This window comes from Streptosporangium sp. NPDC001559, from assembly GCF_042893955.1.
In the GTDB taxonomy this organism is placed as follows: domain Bacteria; phylum Actinomycetota; class Actinomycetes; order Streptosporangiales; family Streptosporangiaceae; genus Streptosporangium.
Genome location: NZ_JBIAVG010000003.1, coordinates 415,477 through 437,633, shown reverse-complemented (window position 1 = coordinate 437,633; position 22,157 = coordinate 415,477). Strand labels below are relative to the sequence as shown.

The window sequence follows — 22,157 nt, the reverse complement described above, 5'->3', positions numbered from 1 at the left end:
CCGGGCCTAACCGGCCCGGAAGCGGGCGGAGACCGCAAGGGCCGCGGCAAGGCATGCGAACGGCACGACGGGAAGCACGTAACGGTGATCGAAATCGAGCACGGCGACGGGCAGCACCAGCAGAACCACCGCCGTCCCCCACGGCAGCAGCACATCCTTACGGCGCAGGCCCGCCGCCCCCAGCAGAAGGATCACCCCGAGGAACGGCCCACGCAGATAGGAGGGGTTCTGAAAGGCCTGCAGGAATCCGGCGTACGGCTGGACCGCCTCGTATTCCCCGGTGACGCCCGGCGCGTATCTCCGCAGGTACGAACGGGCCCAGTCGGGGACGGCCGGCGCCGCCACGCCTCCCCACAGGCTGAGCGGCCCGGACATCCGCATCGGATGGTCGGCCGGGGTCCAGTGAAAAGCCAGCGAGACATCACCGGCGACGGTCCGCAGATAGTCCAGAGGCTGCGCGAGGACGGCGTGGACCGCGAATGACCGGGCGAGCGAGTCGTTCTCCTTCCTGCCTCCCGGCATGCGGTTGAGCGACGCCTCCGGCGCCCAGTAGTAGCCCTCCGCCGCGTCCCGCCACGTCCCGTTGGGACACAGCGGCGCCTCCGCGGGCGGCGGCTTGATCACGTCGCAGTCGGCGAAGGTCATGACCCGCGCCCAGAGTGCCGCCCCGTCACCGCCGACCAGCTTGAAGCGTCCGTACTCGGCCTGGTACCAGGCGGCGTACGACAGCAGCGGAAGCGCGCCGGCGAGCGCCGTGACGACCAGCGGACGCCACCCGACGCGGCGTACGGCCAGCCAGCCGAGGGCGACCAGGAAGATCGGCAGCCCGACGGTCCGGGTGAGCGCGGCCCACGCCAGGAACACGCCCGCCGTCGCCCCCGCCCAGAGCGGCGGAGCGGACGACCACGACAGCAGCACGGTCGCGGCGACCAGCAGGAAGACGAACAACGTGTCGCCGAGCACGGCGTGCTCAAGCCGCAGGAACGAGGTGTCGAACAGCACCGGGACGGCCGCCGGCGCCGCCCCCCAGGCGGGAACGCCCTTACGGCGAAGCAGGGCGTAGATCATCACACCGACGCCCAGTCCCATCGCGTGCTGGACTCCCACGACCACCGGAATGCTGTGAAAGGGCATCAGCAACCGGAGCAGGAAGGGGTAGCCGTTCGGGTTCAGATCCTCCCGGGGCGTCAGCTCGTAGGCGAGCTGAAGGTATGTGTACGTGTCGTACCAGTAGATCCGTCCGGGCCGGAATCCCAGCATCGTCAGCACTCGGAGCCCCAGGGCGAGGGTCACGACCACCGCGAACAAGCGATGCCGCAAAAGACTCCCGCGAATCCACCTATACCGGGAAAGGCGTTCCTGCCGGGATTCCAATGCCGTGACCACGCGAAATCCAACCGTCGCTCAGTAGGGGGACGCCGGCCTCCCGGCCACCGCGGATCGTGACGGCCCGGGGACGGCTCACCTTCGGTGCCCACCAAAGGTGATCATGCCGATGGAGCGACCATATACGAATAAGGGCGCCCCAAGTCGACATTCAACATCATTTCCATTAGAACTAGCGACGAAAAGTGGTCATTTGTCGCCAGAGAGCCCCATACGTGCCGAGAATATATCTGACATGCCGCCATTCCTGGCAGCTCGGCACGCCTCTGTGTTTACGCGGCGGGACTTACTGTGACCACCCCCGCGACCGGCGGCACATCATCCGTAACAGGGCGTGCAACACGTTCCGTTCGGGCATGAAACCGGGCATTCGTAGCAGATATTGAAGTACTTCCAGCCCGGCCACCGCGCATCCCACCTCGGTCCGGAGCGGAAACACATCGGGCGGGGCCGCCCCCACGCCTTCGAGGCTCCCGAGCGTTCCGCCTCCTTTCCAGAGGGTGGATTCTCTTTCGGATGGCATGAAAAGCGAATTATCAGCCTGCACTCCGGCTTCGAAAACCGCGCCGGAGGAGTGGGCGCAGCACGACTCCGAGGACACGCTCGGCGGGGAAGTAACCCACGTGCCGGGAGTCGTAACTGGCCTCCTGGTTGTCACCCAGGAGAACCAGCCTGCCCGGCGGCACACGATCCTCCGGCGCGTCGGACAGCGCGGGAACCCGGGCGCGCGGGACGGGGTCGCCGGGAACCGCGACGATCCGTTTGATCATCCAGCTCCTTTCGGACATCGACGCCTCCCCGGCCCCCTGCGGCACCGGCGGATCAGGCCACTCGCGTTCGGGCGTCGGCTGCTCCACCACGACCACCTGCCCGGCCCTCAAGGGACGGCCGCGCCGCGCGACGACACGGTCGCCGTCCCGGTAGGCGGGTTTCATGCTCGACCCCCGCACCGTCACCGCGACCAGCCCGCGGGCCATCGCCGCGGAGGTGAGCAGGCCCAGACCGAGAACCGCCGCCGACGCGCCGCAGACCACCGCCCATCCCCACGCCCCCCTGACGAGGAGCGCGAGCGCCCCTCCCCACAGGAGGAGCACGCCGATCACCGTCAGCGTCCGGGCACGCGGCGGCCGGGAGAGGCGCCGGGTGGGGGCCGTCGGCGCGCGACCCCGCCCCGGGCCGCCGGCCGGCACCCCGGTCTCACCCGCCACGTGCTCGCGGCCGGGACGGCGAGGGCCGACGTCGGCGGTCATCCCGCGCCCCCCGCCGTCAGCGCCGGTCCTTCGGCGGCGGGATCCCGATAGCCGGACGACTGAAGGGCGAACAGCCGCGCGTACTCCCCGCCGTCGGCCATCAGCCGGGCGTGGTCGCCCTGCTCCGCTATCCGCCCGTCGCGGAGCACGACGATGAGGTCGGCGTCACGCACCGCGCTGAGCCGATGTGAGATCAGCAGGCTGGTCCGCTCCGCGCGGTGCGCGGTGAGCGAGGCGTGGATCTCGTGCTCGGCCTCGGCGTCCAGCCCCGCGGAGGGCTCGTCGAGGATCATCAGGTCCCGCCCGTCGCGCAGGAGCGCGCGGGCCAGCGCGAGCCGCTGCCACTGTCCGCCGGACAGCATCGTGCCGGCCTCCGAGTCGTTCTTCTCCGACTCCGAGAAGAAGATCCGCGTCAGCGGCGTGTCGTATCCGTGGGGCAGTCCGGCGAGCGTGTCGTGGACACCGGCCCGTTCCGCCGCGGACCGGACGCGTTCGCGGTCTCCCCAAACGGCGGGGTCTCCAAGGGCGATGTTCTCCGCGGCCGTCATGTCGTAGTGCATGTAGTCCTGGAAGACCGCGCTGATCCTGTCCCGCAATCCGGCCGCGTCGACGTCACGGATGTCCTGCCCGTCCCACAGGATGGAACCCCTGGTCGGGTCGTAGAACCGGCACAGCAGCTTCACCAGAGTGGACTTGCCCGAGCCGTTCAACCCGACGAGCGCGACCGTCCCGCCGCGGGGAACGCGCAGACTGACCCCGCGCAACACCCAGGGGTGCTCCTCGGAGTAGCGGAACCACACGTCGCGCAGTTCGATCCCGTACCGCATCGGCGGCGGCGCCGGGGCCCGCGGAACGAGCGGCAGATCCGGGGGCGCCGTGATCACCGCCGTGTAGTGGCCGAACATCGTCAGGGCGTGATGTGACCGCGCGATGTCCCTGGCCAGACCGGCGAGGGCCGCCTGCAGGCTCGTCACCGCCGCCACGAAGACGGTGACGTCACCGACCGACAGCCTTCCCGATCGCGCCGCCTCAACCGCCCAGAACAGGCCCCCGCCGAACACCAGCGCGGTGAGCAGGTTGAGCGCGGCCTGAACCGCGACCTCCCGCCTGTCCACCGTCCGTCTCGCGGCGTTGGCGGCACGCCGTTCGTTCGTCATGCGCTTGCGCAGCAGAGGACCGATGCCGAACAGCCGCACCTCCTTCGCGGCCTCCACGCTCGACAGCAACCCGGCGTAGAAGAACTCCCGCCGTTCGATCGGGCCGACCTTCCAGAACATCCGGGAACGCCGCCTCGACATCGCGATCTCGGCGAGCAGCGACGGCACTCCCGACAGCGGCACCAGGACGGCCATCAGCGGGCTGAGCACCGTCAGCGACACGAGGAAGCCCACGATCGTGATCGTCCCGCGGGCGATGCCCAGCGCTCCGTCCACCACCTGGTTCGGCATGTCGCTGGACTGCTGGGCGATGCGCAGCCGGTCCAGGAAACCCGGATTCTCGAACCGGCCCAGCCCGGTGAAACCCTCCACCGCGGCGAAGAGCCGGTCCTGCGCGAGCAACCCGACCCGGCGGTTCATCTCGGTCCGTAGATACTGGGTGGCCTGCGGCAGGGTCCCGGTGACGACGGCCGCCGCCGCGATTCCCGCGGTCAGCGCGACCAACGCGCTCGCGGAGGCACCGCCGACCAGGGCGTCCAGCACCAGTTTGGTCAGCCAGGCGGTCGCGACCGGCAGCGCACCGGTGACCAGCGTGACGAGGCAGTACAGGGTGAGGACGCCCGGTGCGGCCCTGGCCGTGAGCGCGCAGGAGGCGACGACCCGGCGCGTCACGGTCAGAGCGTTCATGTGCTCCGGCTCCCCGTCCGTCCGGCTCTCGCCGGAGGCCCGTGCCCGCCCGGAGGATCGCGTACGGCTCATGCCACGGCGGTGGCCGTCTGCCCCAGGTCCACGGCCTCGTCGGTGACCACGAGTCTGCCTTCCCGCGCCGCCACCCGAAGCACGGTCGGGTAGGCCTTGATCTTGAAAGCCTTGCTGAGGGGACCCGAGGAGGTCTCGACGACCACGGAGGCCACCGGCGCCAGGTCGGCGACAAGGGCGTTCGCCTCGTCCGCGTCGTGGCTGAGCACGACCGCGACCACGCGGCCCCGCCCGCCGGGCAGCGCCCCGCCGTACTCCACGAACCTCGGCAGCTGTTCCCGGCAGGGGCCGCAGTTCGGCGAGAAGAACCCGACCACCGTGTCATCGGCCAGCGATTCCCTGCTCAACGTTCCACCGTCCACGGTCGAGGTGAGGAATTCGCCGACCTCCTCACCCACCCCGAGAGAGGGCATGATTTTTCCGCGGCCGGGCTTGGACAACAGTTCGGTATGTTCCCTGAGGCGTTTGATCACCCCTACAGAAAGGAGCAGATTCAGTACGCAGAGCGTCCCCACGAGCACCAGGGCCGCGATCACAAAAGGCATGACGTCCTCCTTCAACCGACTGCCGGAGGGGATGGGCGACGCCCAATACCCTTGTTCATTGGTTGGAAAAGCTCGAATATGTCGTCGAGCGCGGTGACCAGCACGCCGAGCATCGTCCCGCCAAGGACGGCGATCAGCACTCCAGCGGTCTCCAGGCCTTTCTGCGGTGTCAGGGTCCCGATCACGCCGATGACGGCGACCGCGGCGAGAATCACGTTCCGTACGGCCTGGCGCGGCCCCATTGGAACGGCGGACGCCCCGAAACACCGGCACGCCGCCCGCGTCCCTCTGCGCACCACAAGAACGACGACCACCGCGAACACGGCGAGCAGTCCCGCCGCGACCACGAATCCGGCGACGCCGGTGACGGGTGTGGGTGTCGCGAGCAACAACCATGTCGCGAGTTCGGCGCCCAGCACAATTCGAGCGACGGAACGCGCCGAGGCCGGCGGCACCAAATGCATATCACGTATTGAGGCAACGAAGTCACCGAACGTGTCGCGCCCGATGAGCTTGCCCGTCGAAGATATTAGGAACACGGCGCCGACGACACAGCGAAGCCCGATCGCCAGATATTGCACCGGACGCCCTCCACATGATCAACAATTGAATTTCAGTATGGCATCCGAATACACGGCCATCAAGTGTTGACATCACCAGAAATCGCTGTTACGACAAACTCGCAATAAAGCCCGTTGCAAACACAAAATCCGTTTGTAATCATCGGCATGACCGGCGCCATATGTGTAAACCAGCCGAAAGGAAGTGCCGTGCTCAAGAAGCTCGAAGCAATGGGAAGCAGTCTCCTTGGCATGTTCGTGCCCCGGGTCGAGGCCTCGGCGGCCTGCGGTCCCGTCGTGATCAAAAGCTACTCCAGCTGCTGGGAGTGCAAGGACATCTTCGGATGCGGCTGGAACGCCCCCTGTGACGCGTACTGCCAGAGCGGATGCGGGTGCGACGTCAAGACCTGCTACTGCTAGGTAAGAGGCGGCCGTTACCGCCGAATAAAAGGTAGCCGATAAACATCGTGACCGGCGGCGGGCGGGTTCCGCCGGCAAATTCGGCATTCCTGTGCACACGCCGGGCGGCCTCTCGGCCCGCCTTCGGCCGTGTGCTCCTCCGCCGTCGGCCACGTGCCCGAGATCGCGAACGGGCATCGACTCACATTGTTTTCACGACGCCTATACGGGTTATCCGGAAACCGGCCGCGCGGGCCTCCGGAAAGAATTCGTCCGGCGCGGGGTGCTTCACCTTCCCGAGCCGGCGTGAATGACGGCGACCGGCGCGCCGTCATGGACGGGCGAAACGCCGAGAAGACGCGCCGCGGTCGACCGGCGGCGCATCGTGGCATGAGGACCGTGCCGAACCGGCGAGCCGCGCGGCGGCTCGCGGAACGGTGTCACGACGGATGAGGGAGATTACACGGTCGTTCCCAGCGGTTTCGCCTTGCGGGTCTCGACGCCGAAGAGGGCGATCGCCAGGACCGCCAGGACCAGGGGAACCGCGCCCAGAAGGGCGGTGGCCCCGATGGAGGGGACCGTGACCCCGGCGACCAGGACGGCCGTGACCGCGACCCCGCCGAACTTGCCGACCCCGGCGGACAGGCCGGAGCCGCGCGAGCGGATCCGGGTCGGGTAGATCTCCGAGCTGTAGGCCGCCACCACCGCGGCGATCGTGGCGGTGCCGACGATCGGGCCTGCGAGCAGCACGTACAGCCAGGTGTCGTCGTGCACCAGCGAATCCCCCGCCACGGAGAAGGCCAGCAGGGCGGCGGCCACCAGGGCGCTCAGCACGACGATGGTCTTCTTCGCGCTCCACAGCCCGTACATCGCGGCGGCGACGAAGACCAGCGGGAGACCCAGCAGCGCCGAGTCCCGCAGCGCGCGGTCGGCGGCCTGCTGGGCGAGGCCCAGCTTCTGCAGGTTGGAGGGAATCCAGAGCTGGAAACCGTAGGTGACCAGCCCGACGCTCAGCCCCAGGACCACCACCGCGACGCTGAGACCGGTGAAGGGACGGTGGAACAGCGGCGTGTAGCCGCCCTTGTCCGCGGCGCTCTCCTCGGTGACGGCCCGCTCGACCTGGGCCTCGGCCGCCTCCGTGGAACCGTACCTGACCATGATGGCCCGCGCCTCCTCCTCACGGCCGTGGGCCAGCAGGAACCGGGGCGACTCGGGGATCCAGCGGTTCAGCAGGATGAGCACCACTCCGGTGGGGATGCCCAGCAGCCACAGCGACCGCCACGAATAGACGGGGATGAGCTCGGACGACAGCCAGCTCGTCATGGCGTACGCCAGGGCCAGGTTGCCGCCGATGAGCACCATGACCCAGCCCCGGTGCCGTCCCGGGATCGTCTCGGCCAGCAGCGAGAAGGTGATGGGCAGCATGCCGCCCGCGGCGAGCCCCATGACCAGGCACATCACCAGGTTCCACCCGAAGGACGGCATCGCCCCGCAGATCGCGGTCGCCACGAACATCACCCCGGCCAGCAGGATGGCCGCCCGCCGTCCGATCCGGTCGCCGAGCCATCCCCACAGGAACGACCCCAGGACCGTTCCCGTCAGGCCGAACAGCGGAAGGAGCGCGACGGGCAGGTCGCCGCCCGGGTTGAGGGCCGACTTGAGGCCGTACTCCTTGCCCATGCCCGGGGCCACGAACGCCAGCGTGATCGGCTTCATCGCGTCGATGGTCACCGCGGCGGTCATCACGAGGATCAGGCCGATGTGCGCGGGGCGGAGCCCGGCGTCGTCGGAGGTGCGGATGCGCACCTCACCGGCCTGCCTCGCGGCCTTGAGGTCACGCGGGACGAGCCCGTACGTGGTCACCGCCAGTCCAACGACGATCAACGCCATGCCGGCCATCATCGGGGTGTCCATCGGCATGCCCGCCATGTGGAAGCCCATGTCCGCGGCGTGCACGTACATCGGGATGTGCAGCGCCACCCCGGCCACGCAGGTGAGAAATCCGGTCCAGAAAGCCAGGGGGTGGGCGAAGTCGATGCCGCCCACGGGCCGTTTGCTCATGAGTTCCCTCGGGATCACGATCGTCAGGGGGGTGACACCTGGGAGATGAGCCCGATCGGGTCTCGGTCACTACCGCGAGATGTCTGCTTGTTCGATGCGTTCCACACCGCTTTGGTTCGTCGAACAGTGCATCATCCGTGACTTGTGAACCGCTTGTAGATCAGATGATCCGTCCGCCGCGCAGCCGCCAGTGGACCGACAGCACCCGCATCGGGCCGTTGGCGAACAGCCACTGGCCGATCCAGACGACCGTGAACATGGTCGCGAACGTCGAGAAGGCCACCGGGCGGGTGATGCCGGGGATCAGCCTCTGGTCCAGCAGGACCCACATGAGCAGGCCCTCGGGGACGATCGTGAGCAGCCCGAAGAGCGTCGGCCAGTCCTTGTCCCAGCGGAACTGCATCAGCAGGTGGTAGAGCAGCTCCCAGAGCAGGCCGATGACGGCGACCGCGAGCAGGATGAGGTAGGCGACGCCGTACGTCCTGGACATGGGGCCTCTCGTGCCCGGCAGCACCGGCACGATCAGCGCCGTGAGGACCACGCCGACGGTGGCGAGCAGGAAGATCCGGGTCTGGAGACGACCGGCGAGGGTGGGGATCACGACGTGAACTCCTCAGATGGGACGGCCCGCGGCCCACTTGAACCACTGGCTGACCGAGCGCAGGGGGCCGAGCCCGGCGCAGAACCCGCGCCGGGAGAGGTCGGCGGCGATGTCGAGGGCGGCGGTCTGCATGCCGAGGAAGCTGTCCACCGCCGGGAAGTGGTTGCCCGCGACGGCGGCACCGGAGGCGTACAGCATGCCGTCCCCGCTGCCCGCGCCGCTCACCTCGAAGTTCCTGCCGACCGCCAGGCGACCGGCGCCGTTGCGCTGGGCTCCGCCGTGTTCGAGCAGGTCCGCCAGGACCCGGTGCTCGGGCATGTCGGCCTCAAGCCCGGTGCAGTCGACGATGAAGTCCGAGACGACCTGCCCGGCCCTGCCGTCGTCGCTGCCGGTGAAGCTGACCAGCCGTCCGTCCGGGGTCGGTTCGACCCGGTGGACCACCGCCTGGATCGGGTGGTACCAGTTGCCCTCCCGGCCCCGGCGCATCTGCTCCTGCCAGCGGCGCAGCTTCGGGGTGGTCGTGCCTCCCACGAGTTTGGCCAGCGCCGCGCGTTCGGCGCCCTCCGCCCGGCGGAACCGCGCCTTCAGCTGGCCGCCGAAGGCCGACTTGGGCAGGGTGAACGCCTGGTAGGCCCAGCCGTCCCCGCCGGGGCGTCGCATCCACGGGCTCGGGCCGTGGGGTCCGGTCACGTACGTGCGCAGCAGGTGCACGATCTGGGTGTGCAGGCCGTAGCGCTCCCGGTCGTCCATCAACCGCTGGAGCACCCGGGAGGCGACGATCCCGGAGCCGCGCACCACCACCGTGCCCGGCCTGGTCTTGAGGAACTCGTAGACGTGCTCGTGCGGCTCGTAGGCGTTGACGACGTGGTGGTAGTCGTTGTAGGTCTCCCGGAAGCACTGGAGGTCCTCAAGGAACTTCAGGCCGGGGTAACCGACCGCCAAGTGCACGTACCGGGAGCGGATCGCCACCCGCTTGGTCGGCGTCATGCCCGCCGGAGGGGTGAGAAGCGTGAAGTAGCCGCCCCCGAACCTGCGGCGGACCATCCGTACCTGTCCCTTGAGCAGCATCTCCCAGTACGAGACGCGGTCGGCCTCGCGTTTGACGGTGGAGAAGACCGTCGAGGCCCTGGGACTGAAGAAGTCGGTCAGGAGCGGCTCGACCAGGACCTGCCAGAGCAGTTTGGGTGACCTGTCCCGCCAGGCCTCGTGCACGGCGTAGGACGGGAAGCCCCAGATGTTGTCGGGTCTGGCCCCCGCGTCGGAGCGGATGCGCTCCTCCGGCGGCAGCTGGGAGACGCGGGTGAGGTACTCCCAGCTCTGCCACGGGGTGTCGCTGCTGGACAGCACGCGTATGGACGAGGTGGGCACCCCGCAGATCCTCAGCACGTCCACGAGGGTGAAGGAGCCGAGTCCCCCGCCCACCGAGACCAGCGGCACGTCGTGGAACGGGATGCCCGCTTCCTGGACCATCTGGTCGTGCCAGATCGGTGAGTCGATCAGCTGGGGAGTGAGGTCATCATGGCGCCGGGCATCTAACACGTGACGTCCCCCGTGGTCTGACTCCGAGCGAGTTGCGGGTCCCCTTATTTCAGATAAAAGGGATCACGCGCAACTCGCCCGTGAAGCGCGTCAGCCGGCCAGCACCTTGATGTCACCGGACCCCGTGGACATCACGACCTTGTGCGCGGAGGCCGGATCCTGCGGCACGGAGACCTTCCTGTCACCCGATCCCGCCCTGGTCGACACGTTGTACGGCCCGCCGGGGAGGCGGACGGTCACGTCGCCGGAACCGCCCCTCATCTCGACCTCGTCGGGGACTGCGGTGTATCCGAGCTCGGCGGTTCCCGAGCCGACCTTGGTGAAGACCTTCTTGCCCGACAGCCCCGTGCCGGTGATGTCGCCCGACCCCGTGACGGCGGTGATCGCCCCGGTCAGGGAGGTGAGCCTGACGTGCCCCGAGCCCGTCTGCAGATCGACGGCCGTCCCCTTGGGGATCTCGATCCGGTAGTCGACGCCACAGTTGTCCATGCTCGACGGGCAGTTGTAGCTCACGAACAGGGTCTCCCCCTGGACCTTGCGCGTGGTCTCCGGCCTCTCGTCGTTCCACCGGGTCATCTCGACGACCTTGACGGCGCCCCCTGCGGCCCCGGCCGCCTCGGTCACCGAGACATCGCCCGACCTGCCCCTGACGTTCAGTTTGGTGATCTTCTCGGTTACCTGGTGGGTCGCGGTCTCATGATGGGAGGCGGAGCCGAGGTTGGTCAGCCCACATCCCGTCAGAAGCGCCACGACGGTCAGCAGGCCCCCGCCCGCCACGATCTTCTTCACCCGACGATCCTCCCAACGGCCCCACGAGAGCGCATCAGGGATGTCCCTGGAAAACCTCGGGGGGTCCCTTAAGGGGCGACGGTCTTCGTCCAGCCTTGACGCCGCGCCCGGGACCGCACGCCTCCGGACGGCACGCCGAAGGCCCGGCCCCACGGGGACCGGGCCTTCTTGGCCGTGGGCCTACCTGGAGGCCTTGAGGTAGTCGTGGTTCATCCTGGCGATGGTGTCCAGCGGGATGCCCTTGGGGCAGACCGCCGTGCACTCGCCGGTGTTGGTGCAGCCGCCGAAGCCCTCGGCGTCCATCTGCTCGACCATGGCCCTGGCGCGGGCGTCACGCTCGGGCTGGCCCTGCGGCAGCAGGCCCAGGTGCGTGATCTTGGCCGCGGTGAACAGCGACGCCGAGCCGTTCGGGCAGGCCGCGACGCAGGCGCCGCAGCCGATGCAGGTCGCCGCGTCGAACGCCGCGTCGGCGTCGTCCTTCTTCACCGGGACGCTGTGCGCGTCGGGGGCCGACCCGGCGGGGACGGAGACGAAGCCGCCCGCCTGGATGATCCGGTCGAACGCGGAGCGGTCCACGACCAGGTCCTTGACCACCGGGAACGGCGCCGCGCGCCACGGCTCGATGGTGATGACCGCGTTGTCCGCGAAGTGCCGCATGTGCAGCTGACAGGTGGTGGTCGCCACCTGCTCGCCGTGCGCCACGCCGTTGATGACCATGCCGCACATGCCGCAGATGCCCTCGCGGCAGTCGTGGTCGAAGGCGATCGGGTCGTCGCCCTCCAGGATGAGACGCTCGTTGAGCACGTCGAGCATCTCCAGGAAGGACATGTCCGGCGAGACGTCCTCGACACGGTAGGTGACCATCCGCCCCTCGTCCTGGGGGCCCTTCTGGCGCCAGACCTTGAGTGTCAGGTTCATACCCATGGCTCGCTTACCGCTCCTCGTTCGCTGTACGGACCACTCGTCGGTCTGGAGCCACGCGGGAGGCGCTCACTTGTAGCTCCGCTGGCTCATCTTGACGTACTCGTAGTCGAGCTCTTCCTTGTGCAGGACCGGGCCCTGCTCGCCGTACTCCCAGGCCGCGACGTAGGCGAAGTTCTCGTCGTCGCGCAGGGCCTCGCCGTCGGCGTCCTGCGACTCGGCGCGGAAGTGACCGCCGCACGACTCGGTGCGGTGCAGCGCGTCGAGGCACATCAGCTCGGCCAGGTCGAAGAAGTCGGCGACCCGCCCGGCCCTTTCGAGCACCTGGTTGAGCTCCTCGGCCGTCCCGGAGACCTTGACGTTCCTCCAGAACTCCTCACGCAGCTCGGGGATGCGTTCGAGCGCCTTGCGCAGCGACTCCTCGGTGCGCTCCATGCCGCAGTAGTCCCACATGAGCTTGCCCAGCTCACGGTGGTAGGAGTCCGGGGTACGGTCGCCGTTGACCGCGAGCAGCCTCGCGATCTTCTCGCGCACCGCGGTCTCCGCGTCGGCGACGTCCTGCTCCTCGACCTCACCGTAGGGGCCGCTGGCGAGGTAGTCGCCGATGGTCGTCGGCAGCACGAAGTAACCGTCCGCCAGGCCCTGCATCAGCGCCGAGGCGCCGAGGCGGTTGGCGCCGTGGTCGGAGAAGTTGGCCTCGCCGATCACGAACAGGCCGGGGATCGTGGACTGCAGGTCGTAGTCCACCCACAGACCGCCCATGGTGTAGTGGACGGCCGGGTAGATGCGCATCGGCTGGGTGTAGGGGTCCTCGCCGGTGATGCGCTCGTACATCTCGAAGAGGTTGCCGTACTTCTTCTCGACCGCGTCACGGCCGAGGCGGCGGATCGCGTCGGCGAAGTCGAGGTAGACGCCCAGGCCGCCGGGGCCGACGCCCCTGCCCTCGTCGCAGACGTTCTTCGCGGCGCGGGAGGCGATGTCACGCGGGACCAGGTTGCCGAACGCCGGGTAGATGCGCTCCAGGTAGTAGTCGCGCTCGTCCTCGGGGATCCGCGCCGCCGGGCGGTCGTCGCCCGCCTTGACCGGCACCCACACGCGGCCGTCGTTGCGCAGCGACTCCGACATCAGCGTCAGCTTGGACTGGTAGTCGCCGCTGACCGGGATGCAGGTCGGGTGGATCTGCGTGTAGCAGGGGTTGGCGAACATCGCGCCGCGCCGGTGCGCGCGCCAGATGGCCGTGGTGTTGCAGCCCTTGGCGTTGGTCGACAGGAAGAAGACGTTCCCGTAGCCGCCGCTGGCCAGCACGACCGCGTCGGCCACGTGCCGCTCGATCTCCCCGGTGACCATGTCCCTGACGATGACGCCTCGCGCCCTGCCGTCGGAGATGATCAGGTCGAGCATCTCGTGACGGGTGTTCATCTTCACGGTCCCCGCGGCGATCTGCCGTTCGAGCGCCTGGTAGGCGCCCAGCAGCAGCTGCTGGCCCGTCTGGCCCCTGGCGTAGAAGGTGCGGGAGACCTGGGCTCCGCCGAAGGAGCGGGTGTCGAGCAGGCCGCCGTACTCACGGGCGAACGGCACGCCCTGGGCGACCGCCTGGTCGATGATGTTCACGCTGACCTGGGCGAGCCGGTAGACGTTCGACTCACGGGCCCGGAAGTCGCCGCCCTTGACCGTGTCGTAGAACAGCCGGTAGATCGAGTCGCCGTCACCCCGGTAGTTCTTGGCCGCGTTGATGCCGCCCTGGGCGGCGATCGAGTGGGCGCGTCTGGGCGAGTCCTGGTAGCAGAAGGAGGTGACGTTGTAGCCGAGCTCACCGAGGGTCGCGGCGGCCGAACCGCCCGCCAGGCCGGTGCCGACCACGATGACGTGCAGCTTGCGCTTGTTGGCCGGGTTGACGAGCTTGGCGCCGAACTTGCGCTTCTCCCAGCGATCCTCGATCGGCCCCTCGGGGGCCTTGGTGTCGCGGATCGGCTCACCGACGGTGTACTTCGTCACTTGACAACTCCGATCATGACCGCGACGGGGACGGCGAGGAAGCCGAGCACCAGCACGGCGGAGACCACGGCCGCGACGGCCTTCAGCGGGCGGTAGCTGCGCGCTCCCGCGAGGCCGAGCGTCTGGAAGGCGCTCCACAGGCCGTGCCGCAGGTGCAGGCCGACCATGACGACGGCGAGCACGTAGAAGGCGGTCACCCACCAGCGCGACGTCGCGAACCCCTCGACCAGCTTGTCGTACGGCGTGCCGTCCCAACCGGCCGGGTTGACCACGCCGAAGGTCAGGTCGAGCAGGTGCCAGACGACGAAGAGCAGGATGGTCAGGCCGCCCCAGCGCATGACGTGGGTGGCGTAACCACTGGCTTGGGACTTGCGCTTGGCCGCGTACTTGACCGGGCGGGCCTTGTTCGCCCTGCGGGCCAGGGAAACGGCCGACCACATGTGCAGCACGACGGAGGCGGCCAGCACGACCTCGACGAGGGTGAGCAGAACCCTGCGCGGCACGAGCGGCTCGCCCATCGTCCGCAGGAACTCGGCGTAGGTGTTGAACGCCTCGGCGCCGAAGAAGCTCTTGAGGTTGCCGGCCATGTGGCCGATCAGGAAGAGCACCAGGATGGCACCGGTGACGGCCATCACGGCCTTCTTACCGTTGGACGAGCCCAGGAAGCCGCCTGACCTCCTGGGGGACGGGGTCTTGGCTGACCCGGAGGGTTTGACCGGCGCTGTGGCGGCGCCGCGCTCAATCGTGGCAGTCACATCTCGACGCTAGGTAGGGTGGTTTCCCCTCGTCCAAGTCATCGTGGATGTGGTTCCCATAGCCCGCGGCTATCAGGTCTGGGTTTATGCGGGTTTTACAACGACGGCCCTCACCTGGATGCGAGCAATCTCACACCCGATCTCACCCTGGGCCTCCATTCTCCCGGCGGCGGGGGGCCGCCCCGAATCCGCCACCGGCCCATCCGTACGCTAGGGAAACGTGCAGCTCCAGCAACTGGCCTACTTCGTGGCTGTGGCCGACTCCCGGCACTTCACCCACGCGGCCGAGCGGATGCGGGTCGCGCAGCCCTCGCTGAGCAAGCAGATCAGGGCTCTTGAGGCCGATCTCGGCGCGCCGCTGTTCAGCCGGGCCCGGGGGAACGTCACCCTGACCGCCGCCGGGGAGGCGCTGCTGCCGCTGGCCCGCAGAATGCTCGCCGACGCCGAGACCGCCAGGCGCGAGGTCGCCGAACTGGCCGGCCTGCGCCGCGGCAGGGTACGGCTCGGCGCCACCCCCTCGCTGTGCGCCGGGCTGATGGCCGACGCCCTGGCCAGGTTCCACCGTTCCTACCCCGGCATCGAGCTGCTCGTCGAGGAGGGCGGCTCCCGCGACCTGGTCCGCGCCCTCGCCCGTGGCCAGCTCGACATGGCGCTGATCATCATGCCGTTGCAGAACGACGACCCCTCCCTGGTCACCGAGGAGGTGCTGCGGGAGAACCTGGTCGTCGTCGCCCCGTCCCTCTCACACGCGCGCAGGCCGTACATGCGGATAGAGGACCTGCGCGGGCAGCCGATGGTGATGTTCCGGCGGGGCTACGACCTGCGGGAGGCGACGCTGGGCGCCTGCCGTCAGGCGGGGTTCGAGCCGAGACTGTCGGTCGAGGGCGGTGAGATGGACGCCGTGCTCCGCTTCGTCGAGGCCGGGCTCGGCATCGCCCTGGTGCCCTCGATGGTCCTGGACGGCCGCCCCGGGCTGACCGGGACGCCGCTGGCGCCTCCCGGGCTGCGCCGTACGATCGCCATCGCCCACCGCAAGGACGTCGAACCGACCAGGGCCGCCCAGGCGTTCCGTGACACGTTGTTGTTCTTCCTGGCCGAGGCCTCCCATGAGGGTAGCCTTCCCGAAGGCCTTGAGCTGATCGTCCAGGGTTGAGCGAGCGCGCGTCCGGACCGCGCCGTCCGGGCGGTCGTTGTCCCGTACGTCCGGGTGCCGCACTATTCTGCATACCGTCAAGTAGGTTCCCCCTGAGACAGCGAAGAGGGGTCAGTGACCGCCCCGCCCAACGAAACGCTCACCGTCCTACTCATTGAGGACGACGCGGGTGACGCCTTTCTCGTGGAGGAACTGCTCGCCCAGGCCAACAACCCGCCGAAGATCATCTGGGTGCGCAGTCTGCAGGAGAGCCGGGAACGGCTGACCGACGACGTCCAGTGCGTCCTCGTCGATCTCTCTCTGCCCGACGCCACCGGTCTTGAGGCGCTCGAACAGGTGCTGGCGATGGTGCCCGACGCCGCCGTGCTCGTGCTGACCGGGCTGAACGACGCCCACGTGGGCGTGGAGGCCGTCGCGGCGGGCGCCCAGGACTTCCTGGTCAAGCAGGACGTGGAGGCCAGGCTCCTGGCGCGGGCCATCCGTTACGCGATGGAGCGCAAGCGCGCCGACCTGGCCCAGCGCAGGCTGGTCGAGGCCGAACTGCTCACCAAGGAGAACTCCCGGCTCGAACGCGGCCTGTTGCCCGTCCCCCTGCTCGAACAGGGCGGCCTCGAACACCAGGCCCGCTACCTGCCGGGCCGCAGGCGCGCCCTGCTCGCCGGTGACTTCTGGGACACCGTGCAGAGCCCGGACGGCGCCGTGCACGTGGTCGTCGGCGACGTGTGCGGGCACGGGCCCGACGAGGCCGCGCTCGGGGTCGCGCTGCGCATCGCCTGGCGGGCCCTGGTGCTCGCCGGGCACACCGGCAACGAGCTGCTGAGCGTCCTCGACTCCGTGCTGCGCCTGGAGCGCAAGTCCGGGGAGATCTTCACGACGCTGTGCATCGCCACGATCGACCCCACGCTCAGCCGGGCGCGGATGCACGTGGTCGGCCACCCGCCGCCACTGCTGATCCGTGACGGCAGGATCGGCGTGGTCCCCGGCACGCCCTCGGGACCGCCGCTGGGCATCTTCAAGGACGTCGTCTGGTCGGAGATCGAGGTCACGCTCGGCGGCGACTGGTCGCTGCTGTTCTACACCGACGGCCTGATCGAGGCGACCGTCGGCGGAGGCCCCGACCTGCTCGGCACGGAGGGCCTGCTCGCCCTGGTGCACGAGCACGGCGGCATCCACCTCGACCGGCTGATCGAGCGGGTGATCGAGCTCAACGGCGACTCGCTCAGCGACGACCTCGCCACCGTGCTCATCTCCCGCGGCTCCTCAGGGAACGGCGGACGGTGAGCCGGCGGTCGGAGATCAAGCCGTTGCCCGCCGTCACCCCGGCGAGCGGCTTCGGCAGGCTGCGGGTCGGTCAGTGGTTCGCGCTCACCGGGGTCGCCATCACCCTGCTGTTCGCGATCTCCGCCGCCTTCACGATCTCCTCGATCGAGGAGACGAGGGCGGCCAGCGTGGCCGTGGTCGACGTCGTCGATCCCGCGGCGCTGCGCACCATGGACGTCGCCAACGCGCTGTCCGCGCAGGAGAGCGCGGCCAGGACGTACGGCAGGACCAACGAGGCCGTCTCCCTTGAGGACTACCGGGAGGCCGTCGCCGCGGAGACCGACGCCCTGCGCGCGCTCGACGGCCTGCTGCCCAGGATGCCGGACCAGCGGCCGATCAGAGCCGACGTGGAACGTCTGAGGACCGCGGCCCAGACGTGGCGCCGCGACTACGTGGACAAGGTCATCGCCGAGATCCCCGTCCACAAGTCGGAGACGGCCTCGCGGAACGCCCCCGTCAACGCCAGCCGGTTCGCCGACGTCCGCCGCTCGATCGTCACCCTCCAGGAGAATCTCGACCGGCTGCACGTCGAGGGCAGCGAACGTCTCGACCGGGGCTGGCGGGCCCTGTACCTCGCGCTCGGCGGGGTGGTCGTGGCGCTGCTCCTGGCCGCGGTCGGCGCCGCGTTCATCGTGCGCAACGCCGTACTGCGGCCGCTCGCCGAGTTGAGCGGGCAGGTCCGGGCGGTCGCGCAGGGCGACTTCGAGCACCGGCTGAAGGTCGACCACCCCTCTGAGTTGTCGGAGTTGTCCGGCCATGTGAACTCCATGCGGCGGCGCATCATCGCCGAGTGGCGCAGGGTCGAGGACGCCCAGGTCAAGCTTGAGGAGCAGGCGGCCGAGCTGCGGCGCTCGAACGGCGAGCTTGAGCAGTTCGCCTACGTGGCCAGCCACGACCTGCAGGAACCGCTGCGCAAGGTGGCCAGCTTCACCCAGATGCTCGAACAGCGCTACGGCGACCAGCTCGACGACCGGGCCAAGCAGTACATCACCTTCGCGGTCGACGGCGCCAAGCGCATGCAGTTGCTGATCAACGACCTGCTCGACTTCTCCCGGGTCGGCAGGAAGGGCGGCGAACCGGCCCCGGTCGACGCCGACGTGCCGTTGCAGGCGGCGCTGAGGAACCTCGCCGCGCCGATCGAGGAGGCCGGGGCGACGATCACCTCCGATGACCTCCCCACGGTGCACGGCAACCGCACCCAGCTCGTCCAGCTCTTCCAGAACCTCATCGGCAACGCCGTCAAGTTCCGCTCCGAGGAGCCCCCCGTGATCCACATCGGCGTACGGCGCGCCGGGGACATGTGGGAGTTCTCCTGCTCGGACAACGGGATAGGCATCGAGAGCAAGTACACTGACCGGATCTTTCTGATATTCCAGCGACTGCACGGCCGGGACGTCTACGCGGGCACCGGCATCGGTCTGGCCCTGTGCAAGAAGATCGTCGAGTACCACGGCGGCCGCATCTGGGTGGAGAGCGAGGCTCCCGAGCACCCGGGAACGACCTTCCGGTGGACCCTTCCCCCTGGAGAGAGCGATGAATGACCTGCGCTGGATCGACGTGCTCCTCGTCGAGGACGACCCTGGCGACGTCCTGCTGACGCGTGAGGCGTTCGAGCTGAACAAGGTCAGGAACAAGCTGCACGTCGTCAACGACGGCGAGCAGGCCATGGCCTTCCTCCGCAAGGAGGGCGAGTACGCCGACGTGCCCCGGCCCGACCTGATCCTGCTGGACCTCAACCTGCCCCGTAAGGACGGCAGGGAGGTGCTCCAGGACATCAAGGGCGACGAGAAGCTGCGCGGTATCCCGGTGGTCGTGCTGACCACCTCGGAGTCGGAGGAGGACATCCTGCGCAGCTACCACCTGCACGCCAACGCCTACGTCTCCAAGCCCGTCGACTTCGACCAGTTCATCAGCGTGGTCCGCAGGATCGACGACTTCTTCGTGACCGTGGTCAAACTGCCCAGCTCCGACCAGCATTACTGACCCGGGCGGGCCCTGCGGGGCCCGTGACCGAGGATCTCCACTCGACCCTTCCCAGCTCGCGGAATGTGACGTCCTTATTCCCTGCTCCTGACCAACGTGACAGGAATCACACCGGGTGACGGAAAATGTGAGTGACGCTTCTCACATGAGCGGGTAGCAGCGTCGTAACGTATCCCCACCAACAAGCGCGCGCACGGTGATCCGGCGCGACCACGGCGCGGTGCGCGGACAACTGAAACGACCCGGACCCCTCCGGCGAGCAGCGGGGGTCCGCGGGAGGTGGAGAGGTCTCCGATGACCCAGACAGCGGCCGAGAACCCGGCCAGAAGGCAGCGCGCGCAGATCAAGGAGCGCACGCTGCGCACCGACCAGTGGTGGCGTTATCCGCTGGTCACCTTCATCATCTTCGTGGGGTTCCTTGGCTACGCCACGTGGACGCTTTTCGACAACAGTTATTTCGCGGCGCCGTACATCGCTCCGTTCTCTTCCCCGTGCCTGGCCACGAGCTGCCCCGAGGGGGCGCGCCTGTTCGGGTTCGCGCCCTTCGGCGACTGGTACACCCTGTCGCCCAGCCTGCTGATCCTGGTCCTGCCCGCGGGATTCCGCTTCACCTGTTACTACTACCGCAAGGCCTACTACCGCGGGTTCTGGCTCTCGCCGCCCGCGTGCGCCGTCAACGAGCCGCACAGCAAGTACACCGGTGAGTCCCGCTTCCCGCTGATCCTGCAGAACGTCCACCGTTACTTCTTCTACACGGCGATCGTGGTCGGCCTGATCCTCGCCTGGGATGCGGTGCTGGCCCTGGTGGAGAAGCCGTTCGGCCTCGGGACGCTGATCCTGGTGGTCAACGCCGTGTTCATCAACCTGTACACGCTGTCGTGCCACTCCTGCAGGCACATCACGGCCGGGCGGCTGAACCACTTCTCCAAGCATCCGGTCCGCTACCGGGCCTGGGGCTTCGTCTCCAAGCTCAACGCCAAGCACCAGGAACTCGCCCTCATCTCGATGTTCACCGTCATGGGAGCCGACCTCTACGTACGGCTGGTCGCCAAGGGCATCGTCAACTTCCCGTTCGCATAAGGATCACCAGTGGAAATCGAGCGTCACGAATACGACGTCGTCGTCATCGGCGCGGGCGGGGCGGGACTACGGGCTGCCATCGAGGCCCGCCAGCAGGGCAAGCGCACCGCGATCGTCTGCAAGTCGCTGTTCGGCAAGGCTCACACCGTCATGGCCGAGGGCGGTGCCGCCGCGGCCATGGGCAACGTCAACAGCGACGACAACTGGATGGTGCACTTCCGCGACACCATGCGGGGCGGCAAGTTCCTCAACAACTGGCGGATGGCCGAGCTGCACGCCAAGGAGGCCCCCGACCGGGTCTGGGAGCTTGAGGCCTGGGGCGCGCTGTTCGACCGCACCAAGGACGGCAAGATCAGCCAGCGTAACTTCGGCGGCCACGAGTACCCCCGGCTGGCCCACGTCGGCGACCGTACCGGCCTTGAGCTGATCCGCACCCTCCAGCAGCGGGTGGTCGCGCTCCAGCAGGAGGACGAGCGGCTGCACGGCGACCCCGAGGCCTACATCAAGGTCTTCCAGGAGTGCACGATCACCCGGCTGCTGAAGGACGGCGACGCGATCGCCGGGGCCTTCGGCTACTGGCGGGAGAACGGCAAGCTGATCGTCTTCGACGCCCCCGCGATCGTGCTGGCCACCGGCGGCATCGGCAAGTCCTACGTGGTGACCTCCAACTCCTGGGAGTACACCGGCGACGGCCACGCGCTGGCACTGCTGGCCGGGGCGAAGCTGATCAACATGGAGTTCATCCAGTTCCACCCGACCGGGATGGTCTGGCCTCCCTCGGTTCGCGGCATCCTCGTCACCGAGTCGGTCCGCGGTGACGGCGGGGTGCTGCGCAACTCCGAGGGCAAGCGCTTCATGTTCGACTACATCCCCGACGTGTTCAAGGACAAGTACGCCACCACGGAGGAGGAGGGCGACCGCTGGTACACCGACCAGGCCAACAACCGGCGCCCTCCGGAGCTGCTGCCCCGTGACGAGGTCGCCAGGGCCATCAACGCCGAGGTGAAGGCCGGTCGCGGCTCACCCCAGGGTGGCGTCTTCCTCGACGTGTCCAGCAGGCTCCCGGCCGCGGAGATCATCAAGCGGCTGCCGTCGATGCACCACCAGTTCAAGGAGCTGGCCGACGTCGACATCACCGCCGAGCCCATGCAGGTCGGCCCGACCTGTCACTACATCATGGGCGGGGTCGAGGTGGACGCCGACACCGGAGCCGCGGACGTCCCCGGCCTCTTCGCCGCGGGTGAGGTGTCCGGCGGCATGCACGGCTCCAACCGGCTCGGCGGCAACTCGCTGTCGGACCTGCTGGTCTTCGGCCGCCGGGCGGGAGCGGGAGCGGCCGCGTACGTCAACGGGCTCGCCGCCAGGCCGCAGGCCACCGAGGAGGCGGTCTCGGCCGCGCAGGCGGAGGCGCTGGCCCCGCTTGAGCGCACCGGTGAGAACCCGTACCAGGTCCACCAGGAGCTCCAGCGGACGATGAACGAGCTCGTCGGGATCATCCGCAACGCCCAGGAGGTCACCGAGGCTCTGGAGGCCGTGGGCAAGCTCAAGGAGCGGGCCCACGGGGTCGGCGCCGCGGGCAGCAGGATCTACAACCCCGGCTGGCACCTCTGCCTGGACCTGCGCAACATGCTGCTGGTCTCCGAGTGTGTCGCCAAGGCGGCTCTCATCCGTGAGGAGAGCCGCGGCGGCCACACCCGGGACGACTTCCCCGGCATGTCCGCCGAGTGGCGGCGCAAGCTCCTGGTGTGCGCCCTGTCCTCCGACGGCTCCGGCGTGTCCGTCGAGGAGAAGACGCAGTCCCCCATGCGCGACGACCTGATCACGCTTTTCGACCGGGCCGAGCTGAAGAAGTACATCACCGAGGATGAGCTGGCCGACTTCGACGCGTTGGTCAAGGAGTAGCC

General features: G+C 68.7%; 19 protein-coding genes. 7 read left to right on the top strand and 12 right to left on the bottom strand.

What is annotated here, in order from left to right:
* Window positions 1-6: 6 nt before the first annotated feature.
* From ACFYY8_RS09100 to ACFYY8_RS09080, 5 genes are all read right to left on the bottom strand, one after another.
* On the bottom strand, window positions 7-1,320 hold the full coding sequence (locus tag ACFYY8_RS09100) for a phospholipid carrier-dependent glycosyltransferase (protein ID WP_390038755.1): 1,314 nt from the start codon (window positions 1,318-1,320) through the stop codon (window positions 7-9).
* Window positions 1,321-1,922: 602 nt separating this feature from the next.
* On the bottom strand, window positions 1,923-2,636 hold the full coding sequence (locus tag ACFYY8_RS09095) for a S26 family signal peptidase (RefSeq protein WP_390038753.1): 714 nt from the start codon (window positions 2,634-2,636) through the stop codon (window positions 1,923-1,925).
* The gene (locus tag ACFYY8_RS09090; RefSeq protein WP_390038751.1) at window positions 2,633-4,480 is read right to left on the bottom strand and encodes an ABC transporter ATP-binding protein; all 1,848 of its coding nucleotides are present in this window, start codon (window positions 4,478-4,480) and stop codon (window positions 2,633-2,635) included. The genes ACFYY8_RS09095 and ACFYY8_RS09090 overlap by 4 nt, the downstream gene beginning before the upstream one ends.
* Before the next feature lie 68 nt (window positions 4,481-4,548).
* Window positions 4,549-5,097 (bottom strand): TlpA family protein disulfide reductase, encoded by a 549-nt coding sequence (locus ACFYY8_RS09085; RefSeq protein ID WP_390038749.1) that lies wholly within the window; start codon window positions 5,095-5,097, stop codon window positions 4,549-4,551.
* 11 nt (window positions 5,098-5,108) lie between these two features.
* Window positions 5,109-5,678 (bottom strand): MauE/DoxX family redox-associated membrane protein, encoded by a 570-nt coding sequence (locus ACFYY8_RS09080; RefSeq protein ID WP_390038747.1) that lies wholly within the window; start codon window positions 5,676-5,678, stop codon window positions 5,109-5,111.
* 210 nt (window positions 5,679-5,888) lie between these two features.
* Between ACFYY8_RS09080 and ACFYY8_RS09075 the strand changes: the two genes are divergently transcribed.
* Complete coding sequence (locus tag ACFYY8_RS09075) at window positions 5,889-6,077, top strand: hypothetical protein (RefSeq protein WP_390038745.1); 189 nt, start codon at window positions 5,889-5,891, stop codon at window positions 6,075-6,077.
* A 438-nt stretch (window positions 6,078-6,515) separates the two neighbouring features.
* Here ACFYY8_RS09075 and ACFYY8_RS09070 read toward each other — a convergent pair whose 3' ends face one another.
* The 7 genes from ACFYY8_RS09070 to ACFYY8_RS09040 form a co-directional block, all read right to left on the bottom strand.
* Entirely contained in the window at window positions 6,516-8,117 is a 1,602-nt protein-coding gene (locus tag ACFYY8_RS09070; protein ID WP_390038743.1) for an MFS transporter, read from the bottom strand.
* A gap of 160 nt (window positions 8,118-8,277) precedes the next feature.
* Window positions 8,278-8,718, bottom strand: coding sequence for a hypothetical protein (locus tag ACFYY8_RS09065; RefSeq protein ID WP_390038741.1), 441 nt, complete (start codon window positions 8,716-8,718; stop codon window positions 8,278-8,280).
* 12 nt (window positions 8,719-8,730) lie between these two features.
* Window positions 8,731-10,257 (bottom strand): hypothetical protein, encoded by a 1,527-nt coding sequence (locus ACFYY8_RS09060; RefSeq protein WP_390038739.1) that lies wholly within the window; start codon window positions 10,255-10,257, stop codon window positions 8,731-8,733.
* A gap of 90 nt (window positions 10,258-10,347) precedes the next feature.
* A complete protein-coding gene (locus ACFYY8_RS09055; RefSeq protein ID WP_390038737.1) occupies window positions 10,348-11,046 on the bottom strand; it encodes a DUF4097 family beta strand repeat-containing protein in 699 nt (232 codons plus the stop codon).
* 180 nt (window positions 11,047-11,226) lie between these two features.
* Window positions 11,227-11,964, bottom strand: coding sequence for a succinate dehydrogenase/fumarate reductase iron-sulfur subunit (locus ACFYY8_RS09050; RefSeq protein ID WP_352013750.1), 738 nt, complete (start codon window positions 11,962-11,964; stop codon window positions 11,227-11,229).
* Window positions 11,965-12,036: 72 nt separating this feature from the next.
* Window positions 12,037-13,962: a fumarate reductase/succinate dehydrogenase flavoprotein subunit gene (locus ACFYY8_RS09045; protein ID WP_390038735.1), complete on the bottom strand. Its 1,926-nt coding sequence runs from the start codon at window positions 13,960-13,962 to the stop codon at window positions 12,037-12,039.
* A complete protein-coding gene (locus ACFYY8_RS09040) occupies window positions 13,959-14,717 on the bottom strand; it encodes a succinate dehydrogenase cytochrome b subunit (protein ID WP_390038733.1) in 759 nt (252 codons plus the stop codon). The genes ACFYY8_RS09045 and ACFYY8_RS09040 overlap by 4 nt, the downstream gene beginning before the upstream one ends.
* A 220-nt stretch (window positions 14,718-14,937) precedes the next feature.
* Here ACFYY8_RS09040 and ACFYY8_RS09035 point away from each other — a divergent pair, with 220 nt between their 5' ends.
* From ACFYY8_RS09035 to ACFYY8_RS09010, 6 genes are all read left to right on the top strand, one after another.
* Window positions 14,938-15,870: a LysR family transcriptional regulator gene (locus ACFYY8_RS09035; RefSeq protein ID WP_390038731.1), complete on the top strand. Its 933-nt coding sequence runs from the start codon at window positions 14,938-14,940 to the stop codon at window positions 15,868-15,870.
* A gap of 114 nt (window positions 15,871-15,984) precedes the next feature.
* Window positions 15,985-17,151: a PP2C family protein-serine/threonine phosphatase gene (locus tag ACFYY8_RS09030; RefSeq protein ID WP_390038729.1), complete on the top strand. Its 1,167-nt coding sequence runs from the start codon at window positions 15,985-15,987 to the stop codon at window positions 17,149-17,151.
* The gene (locus ACFYY8_RS09025; RefSeq protein WP_390038727.1) at window positions 17,148-18,731 is read left to right on the top strand and encodes an ATP-binding protein; all 1,584 of its coding nucleotides are present in this window, start codon (window positions 17,148-17,150) and stop codon (window positions 18,729-18,731) included. Before ACFYY8_RS09030 ends, ACFYY8_RS09025 begins: the two co-directional genes overlap by 4 nt.
* A complete protein-coding gene (locus tag ACFYY8_RS09020; RefSeq protein ID WP_352013756.1) occupies window positions 18,724-19,173 on the top strand; it encodes a response regulator in 450 nt (149 codons plus the stop codon). Before ACFYY8_RS09025 ends, ACFYY8_RS09020 begins: the two co-directional genes overlap by 8 nt.
* A 294-nt stretch (window positions 19,174-19,467) precedes the next feature.
* The gene (locus ACFYY8_RS09015) at window positions 19,468-20,253 is read left to right on the top strand and encodes a hypothetical protein (protein WP_390038725.1); all 786 of its coding nucleotides are present in this window, start codon (window positions 19,468-19,470) and stop codon (window positions 20,251-20,253) included.
* 9 nt (window positions 20,254-20,262) lie between these two features.
* Window positions 20,263-22,155, top strand: coding sequence for a fumarate reductase/succinate dehydrogenase flavoprotein subunit (locus ACFYY8_RS09010; protein WP_390038723.1), 1,893 nt, complete (start codon window positions 20,263-20,265; stop codon window positions 22,153-22,155).
* Window positions 22,156-22,157: the final 2 nt, after the last annotated feature.

Coding starts and splice junctions, on each gene's coding strand:
- ACFYY8_RS09085 (WP_390038749.1), bottom strand. CDS start 5,097: ATGCCTTTTGTGATCGCGGCCCTGGTGCTCGTGGGGACGCTCTGCGTA.
- ACFYY8_RS09075 (WP_390038745.1), top strand. CDS start 5,889: ATGGGAAGCAGTCTCCTTGGCATGTTCGTGCCCCGGGTCGAGGCCTCG.
- ACFYY8_RS09090 (WP_390038751.1), bottom strand. CDS start 4,480: ATGAACGCTCTGACCGTGACGCGCCGGGTCGTCGCCTCCTGCGCGCTC.
- ACFYY8_RS09050 (WP_352013750.1), bottom strand. CDS start 11,964: ATGAACCTGACACTCAAGGTCTGGCGCCAGAAGGGCCCCCAGGACGAG.
- ACFYY8_RS09020 (WP_352013756.1), top strand. CDS start 18,724: ATGAATGACCTGCGCTGGATCGACGTGCTCCTCGTCGAGGACGACCCT.
- ACFYY8_RS09070 (WP_390038743.1), bottom strand. CDS start 8,117: ATGAGCAAACGGCCCGTGGGCGGCATCGACTTCGCCCACCCCCTGGCT.
- ACFYY8_RS09095 (WP_390038753.1), bottom strand. CDS start 2,636: ATGACCGCCGACGTCGGCCCTCGCCGTCCCGGCCGCGAGCACGTGGCG.
- ACFYY8_RS09015 (WP_390038725.1), top strand. CDS start 19,468: ATGACCCAGACAGCGGCCGAGAACCCGGCCAGAAGGCAGCGCGCGCAG.